The organism is Pseudomonas sp. DCB_BI, from assembly GCF_026240995.1.
Taxonomy (GTDB): domain Bacteria; phylum Pseudomonadota; class Gammaproteobacteria; order Pseudomonadales; family Pseudomonadaceae; genus Aquipseudomonas.
The window spans coordinates 1-19425 of record NZ_JAPFCG010000014.1 but is presented as its reverse complement, the minus strand read 5'-3'; the positions used below and the strand labels follow the sequence as shown (position 1 = coordinate 19425).

Annotated in this window: 19 protein-coding genes; 1 reads left to right on the top strand and 18 read right to left on the bottom strand. The window is 65.1% G+C overall.

Annotated elements, in window-relative coordinates:
- Nucleotides 1-3 precede the first annotated feature (3 nt).
- The 18 genes from OO258_RS16150 to OO258_RS16065 form a co-directional block, all read right to left on the bottom strand.
- Nucleotides 4-462: a DUF4265 domain-containing protein gene (locus OO258_RS16150; RefSeq protein WP_266031579.1), complete on the bottom strand. Its 459-nt coding sequence runs from the start codon at nucleotides 460-462 to the stop codon at nucleotides 4-6.
- Between the two features lie 150 nt (nucleotides 463-612).
- Nucleotides 613-1842, bottom strand: a complete 1230-nt coding sequence (locus OO258_RS16145) for a hypothetical protein (protein ID WP_266031578.1) — start codon at nucleotides 1840-1842, stop codon at nucleotides 613-615.
- 176 nt (nucleotides 1843-2018) lie between these two features.
- The gene (locus tag OO258_RS16140) at nucleotides 2019-2978 is read right to left on the bottom strand and encodes a PDR/VanB family oxidoreductase (RefSeq protein ID WP_266031576.1); all 960 of its coding nucleotides are present in this window, start codon (nucleotides 2976-2978) and stop codon (nucleotides 2019-2021) included.
- 8 nt (nucleotides 2979-2986) lie between these two features.
- On the bottom strand, nucleotides 2987-4021 hold the full coding sequence (locus OO258_RS16135) for an aromatic ring-hydroxylating oxygenase subunit alpha (RefSeq protein ID WP_266031574.1): 1035 nt from the start codon (nucleotides 4019-4021) through the stop codon (nucleotides 2987-2989).
- Nucleotides 4022-4041: 20 nt separating this feature from the next.
- The gene (locus tag OO258_RS16130) at nucleotides 4042-4269 is read right to left on the bottom strand and encodes a recombinase-like helix-turn-helix domain-containing protein (RefSeq protein WP_266031572.1); all 228 of its coding nucleotides are present in this window, start codon (nucleotides 4267-4269) and stop codon (nucleotides 4042-4044) included.
- A gap of 10 nt (nucleotides 4270-4279) precedes the next feature.
- A complete protein-coding gene (locus OO258_RS16125) occupies nucleotides 4280-5248 on the bottom strand; it encodes a VOC family protein (protein WP_266031570.1) in 969 nt (322 codons plus the stop codon).
- Nucleotides 5245-6735 (bottom strand): aldehyde dehydrogenase, encoded by a 1491-nt coding sequence (locus OO258_RS16120; RefSeq protein ID WP_266031568.1) that lies wholly within the window; start codon nucleotides 6733-6735, stop codon nucleotides 5245-5247. Before OO258_RS16120 ends, OO258_RS16125 begins: the two co-directional genes overlap by 4 nt.
- A 9-nt stretch (nucleotides 6736-6744) precedes the next feature.
- Nucleotides 6745-7548 carry an aspartate dehydrogenase gene (locus OO258_RS16115; protein WP_266031565.1) on the bottom strand — a complete coding sequence of 268 codons (804 nt, stop codon included), beginning with the start codon at nucleotides 7546-7548 and terminating at the stop codon, nucleotides 6745-6747.
- Nucleotides 7549-7558: 10 nt separating this feature from the next.
- Nucleotides 7559-9244, bottom strand: a complete 1686-nt coding sequence (locus tag OO258_RS16110) for a thiamine pyrophosphate-binding protein (RefSeq protein ID WP_266031564.1) — start codon at nucleotides 9242-9244, stop codon at nucleotides 7559-7561.
- On the bottom strand, nucleotides 9237-10034 hold the full coding sequence (locus OO258_RS16105) for an SDR family oxidoreductase (protein WP_266031562.1): 798 nt from the start codon (nucleotides 10032-10034) through the stop codon (nucleotides 9237-9239). The genes OO258_RS16110 and OO258_RS16105 overlap by 8 nt, the downstream gene beginning before the upstream one ends.
- 2 nt (nucleotides 10035-10036) lie before the next feature.
- Nucleotides 10037-10858 carry an IclR family transcriptional regulator gene (locus OO258_RS16100; protein WP_266031560.1) on the bottom strand — a complete coding sequence of 274 codons (822 nt, stop codon included), beginning with the start codon at nucleotides 10856-10858 and terminating at the stop codon, nucleotides 10037-10039.
- Nucleotides 10855-11706: an alpha/beta fold hydrolase gene (locus OO258_RS16095; RefSeq protein WP_266031558.1), complete on the bottom strand. Its 852-nt coding sequence runs from the start codon at nucleotides 11704-11706 to the stop codon at nucleotides 10855-10857. Before OO258_RS16095 ends, OO258_RS16100 begins: the two co-directional genes overlap by 4 nt.
- A 4-nt stretch (nucleotides 11707-11710) precedes the next feature.
- Nucleotides 11711-12250, bottom strand: coding sequence for a cupin domain-containing protein (locus tag OO258_RS16090; RefSeq protein WP_266031556.1), 540 nt, complete (start codon nucleotides 12248-12250; stop codon nucleotides 11711-11713).
- Between the two features lie 15 nt (nucleotides 12251-12265).
- Nucleotides 12266-13027 carry an SDR family oxidoreductase gene (locus tag OO258_RS16085; protein WP_266031554.1) on the bottom strand — a complete coding sequence of 254 codons (762 nt, stop codon included), beginning with the start codon at nucleotides 13025-13027 and terminating at the stop codon, nucleotides 12266-12268.
- Nucleotides 13027-13803: an ABC transporter permease gene (locus OO258_RS16080; protein WP_266031552.1), complete on the bottom strand. Its 777-nt coding sequence runs from the start codon at nucleotides 13801-13803 to the stop codon at nucleotides 13027-13029. Before OO258_RS16080 ends, OO258_RS16085 begins: the two co-directional genes overlap by 1 nt.
- A gap of 26 nt (nucleotides 13804-13829) precedes the next feature.
- Nucleotides 13830-14822 (bottom strand): ABC transporter substrate-binding protein, encoded by a 993-nt coding sequence (locus OO258_RS16075; RefSeq protein WP_266031551.1) that lies wholly within the window; start codon nucleotides 14820-14822, stop codon nucleotides 13830-13832.
- 29 nt (nucleotides 14823-14851) lie between these two features.
- The gene (locus tag OO258_RS16070) at nucleotides 14852-15688 is read right to left on the bottom strand and encodes an ABC transporter ATP-binding protein (RefSeq protein ID WP_266031758.1); all 837 of its coding nucleotides are present in this window, start codon (nucleotides 15686-15688) and stop codon (nucleotides 14852-14854) included.
- A 296-nt stretch (nucleotides 15689-15984) separates the two neighbouring features.
- On the bottom strand, nucleotides 15985-16860 hold the full coding sequence (locus OO258_RS16065) for a DMT family transporter (protein WP_266031549.1): 876 nt from the start codon (nucleotides 16858-16860) through the stop codon (nucleotides 15985-15987).
- 157 nt (nucleotides 16861-17017) lie between these two features.
- On the opposite strand from OO258_RS16065, the gene aceK reads away from it, so the two are divergent.
- On the top strand, nucleotides 17018-18733 hold the full coding sequence (gene aceK, locus OO258_RS16060; protein WP_266031547.1) for a bifunctional isocitrate dehydrogenase kinase/phosphatase: 1716 nt from the start codon (nucleotides 17018-17020) through the stop codon (nucleotides 18731-18733).
- Nucleotides 18734-19425: the final 692 nt, after the last annotated feature.

Genomic DNA, 19425 nt, shown 5'->3' with positions numbered 1-19425 from the left:
CGCCTAGCGGAATTCTTCGGGGATGGTGTGGCGCAACACGCCTTCCTCGAAGTCCAGGGTGCCGGCTTCGCGCTGGGTCAGCAGGTAGTAGAGCAGGGTGTCGAGGGCGAGCGCTGGCGGGACTTCGACGGCCAGCATTCTCACGGCCGGTTCGGCCTGGCACGGGCAGCCGAACTCTTCGATGGCCGTGCGTACCTGTTCCAGTTCGGCGGCGGTCTTCACCCGAACGCGAAACACCGAAGCGCCACCGCTCTGTTGCAGGGCAGCGAACCAGGATTGCTCACCGTCCTCGGTGGTGTCGATGATGTCGCCGGGAGCGATACCGTAGGTGTAAAAGGGCAGGCTATCGACCTGGAAGCCCGTTGCGGTGCGTTTTGCCCACAGGCCTTCGACCGAGGCCGGCGGGTAGCCGTGGGCGTCCTGCTCAAGGCGCCAGAGCACGATCTTGTAGTCGGAGGGCATGAGGTGACAGGTGAGTTGAATGGGGGCTTATCCTAAAGCCGTTTTGTCGCCCTGTCTGCGATATTCTTGAACCCGCACTGTTCGGCATACGCAGGGCTGTTGCAGAAGCCGCCTTGCGTCGCGAAAGGGGCGCAAAGCGCCCCCAGCGATTCAGAAGTAATAGCCGATGTTGATGTTGGTCCGGTAATACCAGTCATTGCTGCCCACCGAGCTGGTGCTGGTCCACCCAGTGCCGTTCTCCGCCCCACCAAACGGGTTGGCATTGCGCGCCCAGGTCAGGTCGACCCAGGCCATGACCGGCATTGCCAGGAACTGCATGCCCACGGTGAACATCTGTGAATCATCCCAGTCGTGCTTGTCCTTCATCATTCGGCTGTAGTCGGTGTACAGCTTGACCTTCTTGAGCCGCCCCAAGCCCGGCGTGTACACGTCATAACCGACGTTGAGCGCGGCAATGGTCGCCTTCGACGCGATCAGGTAGGCCGGGGTCAGGCCGTTGCCGCCCATCAGCACCGCGTCGTCGCTGACACCCGCCGGGTTACGCGGATCGTACGCGTAGCGGATGGCCTGGCCGGTGACCGTCCAGTTGCCGCGGTTGACCAGTGCATGCACACCTGCTGCCCAGTAGTCGCCATCGTCATGGGTGGTGGCGTTATACAGTTCGGCAGTGGCCAGCGACGCGCCGAGTTCGGTCTTCCAGCCGTCGCCGTTGAAGGTGCGGGCGATGCGGGCATTGACCTGGTTGCGCTTTTCGTTGTCCTGGCGCGACTGGCTGATGGCCACGGCATTGTCGTCCAGGTCGCTGAAGCGGCCGACTTCAGGCGAGTAGCGGATGCCCGTTGGCAGCATGCGTGGGAAGTAACCCAGCTGCAGGTCCCAGGCACTGTCCTTGTAGCTGTATTTCACCCCCGTACCTGCGCTGACGCCGTAGCCCATGAAGAACGGGATGTGGTAGCTCCAGCCGAACTGTGGGTAGGGCTCAAGACCGAAGGGCTTGAAAGGTGCGCCCAGTTGCAGGTTGGACTCGGGGTTGATGCGGTAGCCGACGAAGCCGCGGTCGATGGCATGCTTGCCGTCGTCCTGGAACCAGTAGCCGACATCACTGAACAGCCGGCGGTGGCTGGCCTGAACATCGAGGCGGAAGGTGTCGAAGAGGAAGCGGCCATTGTTCTCCGTGGTGTCCCAGTGCTCGTCGCGATAGTTCACGCGCAGGGCGCCGCCGATGTCGAGGCTGCTCTGGCCGTCGTCGCTGCGCCAGGCGATATGCGGGAACGGCTTGCGTGTGCTGGGCGGCTGATCGGGTGCCGCCGGGCCGGGTTCGGAGGCCAGGGTAGAGCTGGTGGTGACGAGCAGACCAAGGGTGATCAGGTATCTGTTCATGTTGTGCCCTGCAAGGTGGGAGCAGCTTTCGCAGGCAGCAGCAGGCCCTCACCGCCTTGAGGGGTGTTTTGAGGGATGGCTGGAAGCGAGAACTGAGGGTGGTGTTATCGTTCTGGTTTTGCGGTTGTCTGCACTGGCCCCTTCGCGGGCAAGCCCGCGAAGAACCCATCATTGTTTCAGAGATCGAGCACCAGGCGCCGGCTCTTGCAGCCCGACACACAGACCATCATTGACCCATTGGCCGCACGTTCGGCCTTGCTCAGCACGCCGTCGCGGTGGTCGATATCGCCTTCCAGTACCCGTGTCTCGCACGAGCCACACACGCCTTCACGGCAGCTATGGTCGATATCGCAACCGGCCTCGAGCAACACGTCCAGCAGGTTCAGGCCAGGTTCCACACTCAGCGTCTTGCCACTTTTGCTCAATTCGACGCTGTAGTGGTCCAGGGCATCTGCAGCCGCTGCCACTTCCACGGCGGTAAAGCGCTCGATATGCGCGTTTGCATACCCCAGCTGCTCGCACACTGCCTCGAACGCGTCGAGCATTGGCGTGGGCCCGCAGCAGTAGAAGTGCGTGTCGGGGCTGCGCCCTGCCAGGTAGTGAGCCAGGTCCGGCAAGCTGCCTTTCTCGTCGTTGAAGTGGTACACCACCTTCGCCCCCAGTTCCGCCAGCGGTTCAAGCAATGCTGCCTCACGCCGCGAGCGGGCACAGTAGATCAACTCGGCCGAGCGCCCTGATGCCAGCAGCTGGCGGAACATGCAGTAGATCGGTGTGATGCCGATGCCGCCGGCCACCAACACACTGTGGCTGGCGCGGGTGTCGAGGGCGAAGTTGTTGCGCGGCTGGGAGATGATCAGCTGCGTGCCCACGCGCAGTTGCTCGTGCACGTAGCGCGAGCCGCCGCGGCTGCTGCGGTCGCGCAGAATGCCGACCACGTAGCGGCCTTGGTCGCTGGGCGAATTGAGCAGCGAATAGCTGCGCACCAGGCCGTTTGGCAGGTGCAGGTCGATGTGCGCGCCAGCCTCGAACGGGGCGAACACCGTGTCGCCCCAGGGCCGCAGCTCGACGCTGATGATACCGTCGGCCTCATGGCGCAGGGTATGTACCAGCGCGCTGACTGTGGATGCGTTGGACATCGCTCACCTCACGGCAGTTGTCGGGTTTCGATCAGGGCCAGCTGTTCCTTGGCCTTGCCTTTCAGGTAGCGGCGCAGACGCACCACGCCGAGGTCATGCTGGTACAGGTTCTCGCGCTGGTTGGCATCAGGCTCCATGAATTCCAGCAGCACTCGGTCCTGCTCCAGCACCGCCCAGTGGCGTGCTTCCAGGCGGTTCTTGTAGAGGAAGCGCCAGGTATCGCGTAGCCAGCCGCTCAGCGGCCGTGCCCGCCAGTGGAATACCGCCGACAGTGCGCGGCTGCTCGGCGTGTAGCTGCCGATGATGGTGAAGTTGCCGCCCGGCCCGCCGGTTTTCGGGTAGGGGATTTCCAGGCGCAGCCAGTGGCAGCCGTTGTCGAGGAACTCGGTCCAGTCGAAGTTGACCCCGCGCTGGCCTTCCTTCTCGAAGACAAAGCCTTGCTCGGTGTCGCGGGTGACGAACCTAGCGGTGGCCTCGCCCTCGCTCATCGAGTGCGACATTTTGTGCAGGTAGGTGCCGTGCATCGGGTCCATGACGTTGTCGAGTACATAGCGGTAGTCGCCTTTCCACTCGGTGTAGCAAAGGAAGCTGCTCCATTCGGGCGAGGTCAGCTGCTCGGGCAGCACCAGTTCAGGCGGTGTGTCCAGGTGAGGGTCGGTGGCGTTGAACAGGAAGATCGCCCCGGCCGCCTCGCGGGTGTGGAACATTCGCGTCGGCCGGCTGCCTTCAAGCTTGCAGCCCGGGCTGCCGGGCACCTTGGTGACGGTGCCGTCGCAGCGTACTTCGACGCCGTGGTAAGGGCACTGCAGGCGGTCGCCCAGTACCGGGCCCTGGGACAGCGGTGCACCGCGGTGCGGGCAGTGGTCCTCGAGGGCGTGTACGTGGCCATCGTTGTCGCGCCACAGGGCGATCTTGTAGCCCAGACGGCGGATCGACCTTGGCCGTTCGCCAAGCAGCTCCGACGGCAGGACCGGGAACCAGAGGTCTTTCAGGCCATTGGCCAGATGGTGTTCAACAGGGTCGACGGTTACATGCATGTTCATCTTGTTCTGCCTCCAGCGGGTCACTCGCCCAGCCGTGCCATCAGGGTTTTGAATGCGTCTTCGGTCCATTCGCCGCTGGTCAGCGGGCAGGGCGGGCCGGCCAGGTTAAGGTGGGCGAGCAGTTCGCCCAGCTGGCTCACGCCGTTGCCGTAGGCGCGCTCGATGGAGTCGCCGAGCAGGTCCTCGAACGGCGTGTTGGGGCGCTTGCGCGCCTGGTGGGGTTGCAGGTAAAGCTCGGTGCTGCTCATGGAGTGGCCCTCAATCGTTCTTCGGTTTGTCGGTGAGGAATTTGCCTTGCGGCGCTTCAGCGTGCTGCTGGCGCCGGGTGTTGCCGTCGATGCCGCCAGCGATCGCCCACTCGGCGAACACCGTCGGCCCCGGTTCGAATTCGCGGGGTTGCCAGTCGGCGGTCAGCTGGTCCTCGTCGGCGTAGTACTCCACCAGGGCGCCTGCCGGATTCTTGAAGTACCAGAAGAACGCCGACGACACCGGGTGGCGGCCCGGGCCGATCTCGGTAGCCCAGCCACAACGCGAGATATGCATGCCGCCGCCAAACACTTCGTGCAGGTCGCGCACGGTGAACGCCACGTGGTTGAGCCCGGCGCGCGGGGCCGGCAGCTGCAGCATGAACAGGTCGTGGTGGCCGCCTTCCTCGGCCGTGCGCAGGAAGGCCCCGCGATTCGGGTAGCGGTCCGAGGCCTGGAAGCCGAAGCGCTCGTGGTAGAAGGCTTCGCAGGCGTTGACGTCGGTGACGAAGAACACCACGTGGCCGACTTCGATTGGCGTGGCGCGCTCGTAGACCGGCGCCGGCTTGTTGATGCGGCCCTTGGTCTGCCAGGTGTTGTGGCCGCTGCATTCCAGCTCCAGCGGGCGCTTGCGGGTCACCTGCAGGCGGATCGCCAGGCCGTTGGGGTCGGTGCAGCCGATACGGCCATTGCCTTCGACGAAACCCGGGTCGTTGGCGATGCGCTGGCTGTACAGGGCAAGGTCGGCTTGGCTTTCCACGCCCCAGACCACTTCGCGTACGGTCGAGCCCGGCTCGATGGCCGGCGGCAGGCCGGGTTTGTCAGTCCTTGCCAGGACCACGCGGCAGCCATTGAGGGTTTCGAAGACGATTTCATCGTCAGCAGCACTGACCTGAATCAGGCCCCAGTCGCTGAAGAAACGGGCGCTGGTGGCCAGGTCCTCCACGCCGTAGGTGACTTCGTCGATGCCCAATACGCTCATTGCCCTGCCTCCACGCCGGCCCAGGCCAGCGGCTGTTCGTTCATGCCCCAGTAGAGGCTTTTCTGTTCCATGTACTGCAGGATGCCCAGGCGGCCTTTCTCGCGGCCCAGGCCGCTGTCACGCCAGCCGCCGAAGGGTGTCGAGATGGAAAACTGCTTGTAGGTATTGATCCACACCGTACCGGCCTGCAGCTTGCGCCCTAGTGCCCAGGCGCGCTTGTAGTCGCGGCTCCAGATGCCTGCGGCCAAGGCATAGAGGCTGTCGTTTGCCTGTTCGACCAGCGCTTGCTCGTCATCGAAAGGCATGGCCACCAGCACCGGCCCGAAGATTTCTTCCTGGCACACCTGCTGCTGGTTGCCCAGGCCCTCGAGAATGGTCGGCGGGTAGAAGAACCCCTGATCGAACAGGCCGCCGGCCGGGCGTTGGCCACCCAGGCGCAGGCGGCCCCCTTCGGCCAGGCCGAGGGCCACGTAACGCTCCACCGACTCGCGGTGCGCGGCGCTGATCAGCGGGCCCATCTGCGTGCGCTCGTCGGCTGGGTCGCCCATGCGCAGCTGCGCGGCGGCGGCGGTCAGGCGGGCCATGAACGGCTCGTACAAGGGGCGGGCGACGAAAAGCCGGGATCCGGCGATGCAGGCTTCGCCCGAGGAACTGAAGATGCCGTAGAGCACCCCGGCTACCGCGTGGTCGAGGTCGGCGTCATCCAGCACGATGGTCGGCGATTTGCCGCCCAGCTCCAGTGACACCGGCATCATCTTGTCGGCGGCGATGTGAGCAATGTGCTTGCCGGTGCTGGTGCCGCCGGTGAACGACACGCGCTTGACCAGTGGGTGGCGGGTCAGCGCGTCGCCGAGCAGCGAACCCTTGCCCGGCAGCACGCTGATCAGCCCCTTGGGCAGGCCGGCGTCGTCACAGATGCGCGCCAGTTGCAGGGCCAGCAGCGGGGTGATTTCCGCCGGTTTGATCACCACGGCATTACCCGCAGCCAAGGCAGGGGCGACTTTCTGCGCTTCGCTGGCGATCGGCGAGTTCCACGGCGTGATCGCCGCGACCACGCCCATCGGCTCGTACACACTCATGCTGACAAAATCGCCACGTGACGGGGTGATGGTTTCTTCCAGGGTTTCGCAGGCAGCAGCGAAGAACTGGAAGGTACCGGCGGCGCTGGCGACCAGCGCGCGGGTCTCTGCGATCGGCTTGCCGTTGTCCTGGCGTTGCAGCTGCGCCAGCTCCTCGGCGCGCTCGCGGATCAGCCCAGCGATGCGGTACAGGACTGCAGCGCGTTCGTGGGGTTTGCGCTGCGCCCAGCCGCTGTGCAGGAAGGCCTTGTGCGCGCCCTGCACGGCGGCCTCGACGTCGTCCAGGCTGGCAGCATTCAGCCAGGCTACCGGCTCACCCGTGGCCGGGTAGCAGGTGGCGTAGCGCGTGCCGCCGCCCAGGCGCCAGGTGCCGGCGATGCACACCGGTAAGGTTTGTTCCAGAGTCATGGCGATCTCCTAGATGGAAATGGCATGGGCATGGTTGCCCAGTGCGCGGACCACGCTGTAGACGGTCAGCGCCGAGGTTTTCGGGTTGGCCTGCAACGGCTTGCCGCGCAAGCTGATTTCGAAGCCGCCGAAGGTTCCGCGGGCCTTGACCTGGTGCACGTTATCTTCGCTGTGCGGGTCGGCGACCAGGGTCACCCAGGTGCGGTCCAGGCCAAGCCCGGCCAGTGACAGGGTGGCGGCGACGTTGGCGTTCTTCGGGTACAAGCGGGCGGCTTCTCGCGCACTGCCCTGGAAGATCACCGTAGCCTCGCGCAGGTTGTCGAGGGCGCAGGCCTGCTCTGCCGGGGTGTCCTTCCAGGCCCGGGCCGGCTTGCGCCCGGTGTACTCCACGCTGTCCAGACCGCCGACTCTGGCAGCCGACAGCGCATCAATGGCACCGATGGCGCCGGGCAGCAGCTCGATGCGCGTGTCGCCGCGCGCCGCTGCCGCTTCCAGGCGCTCGACCAGGCCCGCCTCGGACAACGCACCGACCGAGACCACCAGGCATGGGATGCCACGCTCCAGCGCCGGTAGCACGTGCTGTTCGACGGCGCGGTGACCGGCGCACTCCAGCAGCAGGTCGGGGCGGGCGTCCGCCGCCAGCCCGGTCAGCACCTGCGGCGGCCGGCGCAGGCGGGCCAGGCGCTGCCTGACCAGCGCTTCGGAGCCGGGCGAGGCGATGACCGTGTCTACCTGCATGTGTTGGTCATGCTCCAGCAGTTCCAGCACGGCCACGCCGATGGCGCCACAGCCGATCATGGTGATATGCAGCATGGGCGGGTCCTCAGGCGGCGGTGGCTTTCTGCGAGCGGGTTTCGCTGTTAGGCGGGCCGGCGAAGCGGGTGGCGAATGGGCCGACACTGAGCATGTCGACTTCCAGCAGGAACGGCCCATCGCTGCCCAGCGCGCCGTCGAGCACTGCGCCGAAATCCTTGAGGTCGCGTACCAGGCCGTGTTTCAGTCCCAGGGACTCGGCGAGCTTGGCGTAGTCGGGCGTGTGCAGCTCGACGTAGGCATGGCGGGCGCCGTAGATGGCGTCCTGGATATTGCGGATCACCCCGTAGCGCTGGTCGTTCATCAGCAGAATCACTACGTTGGCTTTTTCCTGCACCAGGGTTGCCAGCTCGCCCAGGTTGAGGATGAAGCCACCGTCGCCGGCCAGGGCGAACACTTTGCGCCCCGGTGCGGTCTCGGCGGCGGCGATGGCGGCGCCGATGCCCATGGCCAGGCCTTGGCCGATGCCGCCACCCAGGGCATGCACGCCGGCTTGCGGGTGGTAGAGATTGAGTAGGCGGTTGCCCCAGATGCTGTTGGACAGGGTCACGTCGCGTACCCAGGTGAAGTTGCGCCCGGTCTGCGCCTGCAACTGCTCGACCATGGCCGAGTAAGGGCCGAGGTCAGCCACCAGCTGCTTGCGCGACTCAGCGCGCACGGCCTTCAGTTCGGCCATGAACGCCGGGTCGATGTTCAGGCGGCCCTGCAGGCGGTCGGCCAGGCCCTCCAGGGCCAGCGCGGCGTCACCGCAGATGAACAGGTCGCTGGGGTAGCTGCGGCCTTCGATGGCCGGGTTGGCGTCGATGCGCAGGGTGGTGCGTGGCAGTTTCAGGGCGTACTTGAAGGTTTCGTTGCTGCGCAGGCGCGAGCCGGCGACCACCAGTGCGTCACAGGTCTGCATGAAACCTTCGACCAGCTTGTTCTGCGAGAACGCGCCCAGGCAGCGTTCGTCGTCTTCGTTGACCACGCCACGGCCCTGGGTCGAGGTGATCACTCCGACGCCCATGTCCAGCAGGCGCTTGACCTGCACACCGGCATGCCGGGCGCCTCCGCCGAGCCAGAGCAGGGGCCGGGTGGCGCTGGCCAGGCGTTCGGCGACCAGGTCCAGGGCTTCCGGGGCCGGTGCGGCGACCGGGATCGGCAGTGGCGACAGGTCGCCGGGCATCGGGATCAATGCTGACTGGATGTCGATCGGGATCTCCACACTGACCGGTCCGGTGGGCGCAGTGAGGGCAGTCTGCACGGCCAGCTTGAGGGTGCTCAGTGCGGTTTCCACGCTGCGCACGCGGAACGCCGCCTTGGACACCGCCTTGAGCATGGTCAGCTGGTCGCGGGCTTCGTGGATGTAAGCCAGTTCCTGGTCCAGGTAGGGGGTTTCGATCTGCCCGGTGATATGCAGCAGCGGGGTGCCGGCCGTGAGCGCCTCGACCATGGCCCCGGCGGCGTTGCCTGCGGCGGTACCGGTGGAGGTCAGGCACACGCCCAGGCCGCCGACGCTGCGGGCATAGGCATCGGCCATGTTGGTGGCACCGGCTTCGCCACGGGCCATCACGAAACGAATGTTGCCACGCACGGCAAAGGCGTCGAGGATCGGCATGTTGTGGATCGAGATTACGCCGAACGCGGCCTTGACCTCGCACTGTTCGAGGAACGCGGTGATCACGGCACCGACGGTGACGGTGTTTTCGTTACGCATGGCGGGACAAGCCTCCAGAAACATCGATATGACTGCCAGTGGTGTAGGACGACAATGGCGAAGCGAGGAACAGGATGGCCTGGGCGGCTTCCTTGGGCAGGCCCAGGCGGCCCAGCGGGATCTGCTTGCGACGGGCCAGGTGGGCGGTCCATTGCGCCCAGTCCAGCGCACGCTCGTCACGGGCCTCGAAGCGCCGCCGCCACTGCCCGGACTCGACCAGGCCGATGAGGATGCCGTTGACCCGGATACCCTGTTCGGCGAATTCGAAAGCCATCGAGCGCACCAGGTTCTTCAGCCCGGCGCGAGCCGCCGAGGTGGCCACCATGTGGGGTTCGGGCTGGCTGGCCAGCAACGAGTTGACGCATACGATCGATGCACCGGGCTGGCCTTGCAGCTGAGCTGTGAAGGCACGCACCGGGTTGATGACCGAGAAGAACTTGAGCTGCAGCTCTTCGGTCCAGGCGGCATCGCTGGTATCGGCGAAGGTCGAGACGCGGCCTTGGCCGGCGTTGTTGATCAGCACCTGTGCCGGGCCCAGTGCGTCCTGGCTGGCGGCGGCGAAGGCCTGAACGGCTTCGGCGTCGAGCACGTCGCACACCTGGGCTAGCAACTGGGCCTGCGGAAAGCGCTGGCGCAGGCTGGCTTCGGTACTGCGCAGGCGGTCCTCGCTACGGCCGCAGAAAGCCACGCGGGCGCCGGCGTCGAGCAGTAGCTCGACGCAGGCAAGGCCGATGCCGGACGAGCCGCCGGTAACAATGGCGGTACTGTCGTGCAGTTGGTAGAGGTTCATGTTCAGTCCCTCATCAGCGCGGTGACCTGGCCTGCGCCCGGTCGGTAGTTGAGCAGCCGCGACAGCTCGTCGGCGCTGCCGCGCACCTGGCCCAGCAGGCTGTCGAAGTTGATGTGGCCCACCTGTGCCGTGGGAATGGTCAGGCCCAGCGCGGCAGCTACCCGGCCACTGGCATCGCGCACTGGCGAGGCCAGGGTGGAGATGGTCGATTCGAAGAAGCCCTCGCCGTGCACATAGCCGCGCAGACGGTCGGCCTGGACCAGGTCGAACAGCTCCATTACCGTTTTCGGCGTGCTCGGGGAATGCCGTTCGAGATGTTCCTCGGGGTATAGATCGCGCAGTTCGGCCAGGCTCAGGTCGGCCAGCAACACGCGCCCCAGCACTGTGGCGTGGGCCGGCAGGCGGGTGCCGACGGTAACCGCGCTGGAGAACACCGAGGGTGGCGAGACCTTGGCCACATACACGATCGAACGGCCATCGCGCACCACCAGGTTGCTGGGGTAATTGAGGTGGTCGCACAGCCGCGCCAGAATGGGTTGGCCCAGTTCGGTCAGCTCCAGCGAGGCCAGGTATTCGAAGCCCAGGCGCAATACCGACATGCCCAGGCGGTACTCGTTGCCGCTGCGTGTGACGAACCCCATGGCTTCCAGGGTGCTCAGCAGGCGGAAGATGGTCGAGCGCGGCAGGGCCAGGCGGCGGGCCAGCTCGGGGGCGGTCAGGGTGCGGTTCTGCCGGCTGAATTCACACAGCAGCAACAGGCCACGCTCAAGGCCCGGGACGGTGTAGCGGTCCTGATTGTCCTTCATGGCATCCGTATCGTTCATTGCACGCTACCTGTGAAAGAGGTGTCCAGTGCCCAGGCCAGGCGCCCGGTCACCGTTTCGGGTTGTTCGATGGCGCAGGCATGGCCTGCGCCGTTGATCAGGTGGAACGGCGCGGCGAGGGCCTGGGCAAGTGCCCGGCAGTCGTCGGCGGGGGTGATGCTGTCGGCGCTGCCGCAGTGCACCTGGCATGGCACATGCTGCTCGCGGTAACGCAGCAGGTCGTCGCCGCACAGCAGTTCGATGGCCTGGCGATAACCTGTCGGGTTGAGCCGCGCCATGTTCCACTGCACCCACGCCACGGCGCTGGCCCTGGCAGTGGCTGATACCAACCGGGCGCTGCGCGCTTCGGCGAGCTGGGCGATGCCCAGCGTGGCCAGGTCGTGCAGGCGCTTGTCGCGCACCGCCTGCCCTTGCTCAGGCCGGGCGCCGTAGCCGCGGGCCGGGCTCAACAGCACCAGTTCGCTGACCCGCGCTGGGTGGCGCTGGGCAAAGGCCGCGGCGATCATTGCACCGAGCGAATGGCCGACCAGCACGCAGCGTTCGACGGCCAGCGCGTCGAGCAGGTCGGCCAGGCGTGTGGCGTAATCGCTGGCCCGTGGCCTGGCCATCGGCAATGGCGCGGACTGGCCATAGCCGGGGGCATCCCATGCGATCACTCGGGCTTGGGGGCACAGGCCGAGGGCCACCTGCAGCCAGCTCGCCGCGCCCGAGCCGATGCCATGCAGCAGCACGACCGCATCGCCCTGGCCGGCCTCGCGGAGCGCCTGCAGGCCATCGCCCAGTTGCAGCAGGCGTTCGCCGAACTGGTGCTGGAGCTGGCTGACGTAGGTGTCGGTGAGCGCTGGCATGGGCTTAACCGCGCTTGATCGAGGCCAGCGGGTGAGCTGGCGGGTAAGTGGGGGTGACCGGTTTCTTTGCGCCGAGCATCACGCACATCAGCGCGTCTTCGTCGCCGATGTTGATCTCTTCGCGGTACACCCCTGGTGGCACGGAAATCAGGTCGCGGTCGGTAAGGATGGTCTCGAAGCGTTCGCCGTCCTTCTCGATCACCACCTTCAACTTGCCGCGCAGCACAAAGAACACTTCCTCGACGTCGGTATGCAGATGGGGCGGCCCCTCGTGGCCGGCCGGGATGACCATGGTCGAGAAGGTGAAGTGCTCGGACGGGATGGTGTTCATGTCGCTGCCGACGCCGGTACCGCCGGTGCCCACGTAGCGCATCTGCGCGCGGCGGAACTTGGGGTCGTAGTCGGCCTGGAACTTCAGCGCGTCCCAGTCGTAGCGGCGGGTTTCATAGCGGGCGATGCGGGTTTGCATCCACGCGGCCAGGTCGCTGCCTGCCGGTTGTTCCCAGGTCTTCGGCGCTTGCTGTGGTACGGAAAGATCGTTCATGGCGGTCTCCTTTGCTCAGGGCATGACGAACCCGCCGTTGACCGGCAGGGTTTGTCCAGTAATGAAGCGCGACAGGTCAGACAGGGCGAACAGTACGGCCCCACTGACGTCGTCAGGCAGTTGTGGGCGCTGGATGGCCCGTTGGTCGACGTAAAGGCGGTGGCGGGCTTCCGGCACGTAGGCAGTGGCTTCGACCTGTACCAAGCCTGGGGCGATGGCGTTGATGGTGATGCGGTCGCCGCCCAGCTCGCGTGCCAGGCTGCGGGTCATGGCGATCAGTGCGCCCTTGCTGGCCACATAGGCCAGCAGGTTCGGCGCGCCCCACAGCGGGGTGTCCGAGGCGAGGTTGACGATCGCCCCGCGGCCGCTTGCGCGCAATGCTGGCAGGGCGGCACGGGTCATCAGCCAGGTACCGCGCACGTTCACCTGCATCACTTGGTCCCAGGTCTCGATGTCCAATTCTTCGCAGCTTTTGCCGCCTGAGTTGGTGATCGAGGCGTTGTTCACCAGGCCATCGAGGCCGCCCAGGCGTTCGACGCTGCGTTCGATGCAGCGGGTGATCGAGGCCGGGTCGGCGAGGTCGAGGCTGACCCCGCTGACGTCCAGGCCTTGAGCGCTCAGCTCGCAGGCGGCCTGTTGCACGCGGCCGGCGAGGATATCGGCGATCACCACCCTGGCACCGGCCTGGGCAATGGCCTGGGCGAAGGCGAAGCCCAGGCCGCGGGCACCACCGGTGACCAGCACGCGGCGGCCTTCGAGGAGGTTGTGATAGGTCATCAGGAAGTACTCAGCATGGCTTTTGGGAGGTAGTGCAGCACGCGTTTCTCGGCCCAGACCACGGCGCCGTAGGCCAGCACGCCGATCAGGGTGAGCATGACGATGGCCACGAACACACCGGCGGTATTGCCCTGGCCTTCGGCGTCCACCAGCAGGAAGCCCAGGCCCTGGTTGCCACCGACCAGTTCACCGACGGTGACGCCGATCACCGCCAGGGTCGAGGCGATGCGCAGGCCGGAGAACAGCGCAGCCATGGCCGAGGGAAACTCCACCAGGCGGAAGATCTGCCAGCGGCTGGCGTTCATGGTGCGCACCAGGTTGATCATGTCCGGGTCCACGGTGCGGATGGCCGAGAGCACGTTGATCATCACCGGGAAGAACACGATGAGGATGGCGATGAGGATCTTCGGGTAGATGGTGTAACCCAGCCACATCACGAACAGCGGGGCGAACGCCACCTTGGGGGCGATCTGCAGGGCCAGGATGTACGGCGAGAGCATGGCCTCGGCCGACGGCGACAGGCCCAGCGCGACACCGATCGACACGCCGAGCAGTGCGCCGAGGGCGAAGCCAACGATGATTTCGAACGCGGTGATCAAGGTGTGCTCGAGCAAGCTGCTGCCCTGCCACATCAGCGCACTCTCTTCGACCACGCGGCTGAGCGGTGGCATGACGAACTCGGGCATGCCCAGCAGGCGCGGGCCCCATTGCCAGAGCAACAGGAACAACAACAGCAGGGCAAAGCTGCCGAGCACGGAGGTGTTGAGGTTTTTCATCAGGGGTTACCTTGGTTGCCGGGGCTTCACTTGGCTGCGGTCTGGGTGTCGATGAACTGGTTGCTGTAGAGCTCGTCGAGTGGCGACTCGCGGGGCACGATGCCTTCGCTGACGTAGAACCTGCGCACGCTGTCGAGGCGCGCCGGGTCGATGCGCCCGGGCACCGGCTGGCCGGCGTAGACGTATTGCACGTACAGGCGCAGGGTCTTTTCCAGCGACGCTTGCTTGCCGGCATAGGCCGGTACCGCTCGGGCGAAAGTGGCGGCGGCGGCCTTGGGGTCATCGATGATGTCCTGCAAGCCACGCAAGGTGGCCTGGACCACGCCACGTACCACCTGGGGGTGGTGTTCGATGGCGTCGTCCGACGCGAGGATCGCCTGGGCCATGCTCTCGAACACCTGTTCGCGTGGGATCAGCTGGTAATTGAGCCCTGCGTCTTCGGCGTTGATTACCCAGTCGGGCACGCCGGCCATGGCTTCGGCCTTGTTAGCCGAGAACAGCTGCCACACACCTGATGGGCCAGCGGCCTGGATGTCGACATCGTCCTTGCCTAGCCCGGCCTTGCGCAGCGAGGCGAGCAGGGCGTAGTAGGTGGTGTCGGAGTACGACATCACGGTCAGGGTCTTGCCCTTGAGGTCCTTGATGCTGTGAATGTTGGCGCTGGCGTTGGTGGCGATCATGGTCACTCCGCCACCCCCGAGCACGGCCACGGTACGCACCGGGATGCCGTTGGGGCGGACGATGATCGGCGTGTCGCCGATGGCGCCGCCGACCAGCGCGTTGCCGGCGCCGATCTGCTTGGCCACGTCGACGCCACCCTTGGCAGCAACGAAGCTCAGGTCGAGGTCCTGGGCCTGGTAGTAGCCCTTTTCCTTGGCGATGATCCACGGCGCGAAGGCCGGCAGGCTCGGAGGTGCCGGTAGCAGGTAGGTAACCTTGGTCGGCTCGGCCTGGGCCTGTAGTGCGAGGGCCATGCCGAGCGCGGCGAGGACCAGGCGTTTGAAGGGTGTATTGAACATGCTGACTCCCGTGGGGTAGTGAACGTCGATCAATGCAGTTCGTGGTCGGCACCGACCTGCAACAGGTCCATCAGGCGCCCGGCCAGCGGGCCGATTTCCGGTAGCTTGCGGCGCTCGAGGGGGTTGTCGCGGTGGGGCAGGTCGATCTCGATTTCCTCGATGATCGTGCCGGGGCGCGGGCTCATGACCAGCAATCGGTCGGACAGAGCGATGGCCTCGACCAGGTCATGGGTGATGAACAGCGCGGTCTTCTTTTCTTCGAAGAGCTTGCGTGCCAGGTCTTGCTGGAGAATCATCTTGGTCTGCGCATCAAGCGCCGAGAACGGTTCGTCGAGGAACAGCACCTGCGGGTCGATGGCCAGGGTGCGCGCCAGGGCAGCACGCTGGCGCATGCCACCGGAAAGCTGGAACGGGTAGTGGTCGGCGAAACCTTGCAGGTGGCAACGGCCGAGCAGATCTTCGGCGATGACCTTGCGTTGGCCGGCCGGCATGCCCTGGATCTCCAAGCCCAGTTCGACGTTGCGGCGGATGCTGCGCCAGGGCATCAGCAGGTCCTTCTGCAACATGAAGGCGACCTTGGGCACCGGCCCCAAGACCGGTTCGCCGCTGACCAGCACTTCGCCCTCGCTGGGGCGATACAGGCCCGAACCCATGTTGAGGATGGTGCTTTTGCCGCAGCCGGACGGGCCGATGATCGACACCACCTCACCACGGCGGATCTGGAAGTTGACACCGCGGATGGCGAACGGTGCCTCACTCTGGCCTTTGGCCGTGAAGGCTTTGCCGACGTTGCGAAACTCGATTTCAGTGGGCGCCTGTGCATCGCAAAGGCGGGGCGTATTCCACTGTGGGGTGATTGCGTACATCTCTTTCACAGCCATGGGATCAACTCGCTGGTCTGTTTTATAGGTGATACGCCGTTTAGTGCATGAACAATGCCAGTTAAATGATTTCCTTCATTTAAATAAAAAATCGTTATTTATTAATTGGTTGGATTTTCTTGAGCAAAGTCGCCGTGTTTTATATATAAAACACGGTTTATTATATGGCACGGAAATGCCCATTCACGGCGCAACTTGTTCGGCGATGCAAGGGAACGGGGCAATTTCTGGTAACGCTGGCAGGGGGGCGGTTTCACAGGTGAAACCGCCCGGGTAGTCGTTCAGGGGCGGGCGGGCTTGAGCACCATCCACAGCGCCAGACCGATCAGCAGGCCGCCATACAGGTGCGCCATCGACAGAGGCTCGTCCAGCAGCCAGGCGCCCCAGAGCACGCCGAAAGCGGGAATCAGGAAGGTAACGGTACTGGCCTTGACGGGGCCGATCTCGGCCAGCAGGCGGAAGTACAGAATGTAGGCGAAGGCAGTGCACAGCAGGCCCAGGCCCAGCAGTGACAGCCATACCTGCCAGCCGCCCCAGCTCGCCGGTGGCTGGGTCAGGGCGCTCCAGGTGAACAGCGGGCTCATCATCAAGGTAGCACCGAGCATGCTCCCCAACGCCGACAGGCGGCTGTCCAGGCCGCTGATCCAGCGCCGCGCGAGGAAGCCGGCAAACCCGTAACAGGTCGTGGCGGCAAGGCAGGCGAGGGCGCCTTGCACCAGGGCCATGTCCAGCGCCACCGGGCCGGCGCCGCTGAGGATGCCGACGCCGAACAAACCGAGGAAGATGCCGCCGAGCTTGGTCAGGGTCATGGCCTCACGGAAGAACAGGGCGCCGATCAGTACGCCCATCAGCGGGGTGGTGGCGTTGAAAATGGCTGAATAGCCGGCGGGCAGCACTTGTGCGGCCACCGAATAGAAGGTCGCCGGGATCCCTGAGTTGATCATGCCCAGCACCAGGCAGGCGCCGAGCTTGCCGTCGAAGTGCCAGCGCACCCGGGTGGCGGCGAGGATCACGATCAGGCCCAGGCAGGCAATGGAAACGCGGAAGAACGCGGTGGGGATGGTGCCCAGTTCCGGGGCGATGATGCGCATGAACAGGAAACTCGCCCCCCAGACGGCGGCCAAGGTCAGCAGGCGGGCTAGGGCGATGGGGCTCACAACGGTCTCCGGAGGCAGGGCAGGGGCGCGAGTGTACGCCAGGGGGCGGGGGGATTCTTGTGCTTTCTTGCGGTGTAAACCTGCTGGGTCCCAATCGCCGGCATATCCACTGGGGGAGGCTAAGCTCTCTATCTCACCTTGCACCGAGGCGCCCGCCATGCCCCAACCCTGGCCCGCTGTCGAAATCGCCCGGACCATCCTGGCCGGCTTCGACGACTACCGCGACCATTTCCAACGCATCACCCTCGGGGCACGTCAGCGCTTCGAGCAGGCGCAGTGGCAGGCTATCCAGCAGGCCGCCGCCGCGCGCATCAATCTGTATGAAGAAAAGGTCGCTGAGGTCAACGGCTGGCTGCGTCATGCCTTTGCCGCAGCAGTACTACTGGACGTGGAACAGTGGCCGCTGGTGAAAAATGCCTACATCCACCTGATCGACCCGCGGCTGGACGACGAGTTGGCCGAGACCTGGTACAACTCGCTGTTCTGCAGCCTGTTCAGCCACGACCTGATCAGCGACGGCTGCATGTTCATCCACACCACCCGGCCGTCCATGCGCGGCCGCGAGCGTGCTGCGCAAACCCGCACCTACACGCTTGCTGGCGGCCTGCAGGGCATGTTGCGGGCTATCTTCGCGGATTACCCGTTCGATGTACCTTACGGTGACCTGGACGGCGACCTGGCCCGCCTGGAAGAGCAGCTGCGCGAATGCCTGCCCGACTGGGTGTGCAAGGACCCGACCCTGGCCGTGGAGCTGTTCGTGCCGGTGCTGTACCGCAACAAGGGCGCCTACCTGGTCGGTCGCCTGTACAACAGCGACGAGCAGTGGCCTTTGGTAATTCCTTTGTTGCACCGTGAGGGCCACGGCATCGAGGCCGATGCGTTGATTACCGACGAGGCGGAGGTGTCGATCATTTTCTCGTTTACCCGCTCGTACTTCATGGCAGATGTGCCGGTGCCGGCGGAATTCGTCAACTTCCTCAAGCGCATTTTGCCGGGCAAGCACATTGCCGAGCTGTATACCTCGATCGGTTTTTACAAGCAGGGCAAGTCGGAGTTCTACCGCGCCCTGATCAATCACCTGGCCAGCAGTGACGACCGCTTCGTCATGGCGCCCGGGGTGCGTGGCATGGTCATGAGCGTGTTCACGTTGCCGGGCTTCAATACCGTGTTCAAGATCATCAAGGACCGCTTTGCGCCGTCGAAGACGGTTGACCGTGCCACGGTGATCGACAAGTACCGGCTGGTGAAAAGCGTCGACCGGGTGGGGCGGATGGCGGATACCCAGGAGTTTGCCGATTTTCGCTTTCCGCGCAGCAAGTTCGAGCCGGAGTGCCTGGCCGAGTTGCTGGAGGTGGCGCCGTCGACGGTGGCGGTGGAGGGCGACACGGTGCTGATCCGCCACTGCTGGACCGAACGGCGCATGACCCCGTTGAACCTGTACCTGGAGCAGGCGAGCGAGGGCCAGGTGCTGGAGGCTCTGGAGGATTACGGCCTGGCCATCAAGCAGCTGGCGGCGGCAAACATCTTCCCCGGTGACATGCTGTTGAAGAATTTTGGTGTTACCCGCCATGGCCGAGTGGTGTTCTATGACTATGACGAGATCAGTTTCCTGACCGAAGTGAACTTCCGCCACATTCCACCGCCGCGTTACCCGGAGGACGAAATGTCGGGCGAGCCGTGGTATTCGATCGGGCCGCATGACGTGTTCCCCGAGGAGTTTCCGCCATTCCTGTTTGCTGATATCGGCCAGCGGCGGTTGTTCAGCCGGTTGCACGGGGAGTTGTATGACGCCGACTACTGGAAGGGCCTGCAGGCGGCAATACGCGAGGGGAAAGTAATCGATGTGTTCCCCTATCGGCGCAAGGGGCGGTGAATCTGCTTGATCAGTGAAGCCTGTGCATGAATCGTGGGAGATTGCACAGCCCCTTGGGCTGCGCGGTCACGCAGAGAACACCGGTCATTGTGGGGTTGTGCCGCGAAGGGGGCCGTGCGGTGCATGGCACCGGCTCCGCCGGTGTTCGCGGGTAAACCCGCTCCCACAGGGGATCGCGCTAGATTCTAGAAATTGAGCAAGCCAGTTGTTTCCCCAGGTACTGCATCAGCCTCAAGCCTGCGGGGTTGGACCTGTGGGAGCGGGCTTGTCCCGCGAAGAATCCAACACGGTGAATGGCACCGGCTCCGCCGGTGTTCGCGGGTAAACCCGCTCCCACAGGGGATCGCGCTAGATTCTGGAAATTGAGCAAGCCAGTTGATTCCCCAGGTACTGCATCAGCCTCAAGCCAACGGGGGTACCTGTGGGAGCGGGCTTGTCCCGCGAAGAATCCAACACGGTGCATGGCACCGGCTCCGCCGGTGTTCGCGGGTACACCTGCTCCCACAGGGGATCGCGCTAGATTCTAGAAACTGAGCAAGCCAATTGTTTCCCCTGGTACTGCATCAGCCTCAAGCCTGCGGGGTTGGACCTGTGGGAGCGGGCTTGCCCCGCGAAGCATCCACCCCGGTGGATGGCACGGCGGGCCGGTGTCGGCCAGTTCGGCGCTGGCCCTGTCGCTCAACTTGCCGGCG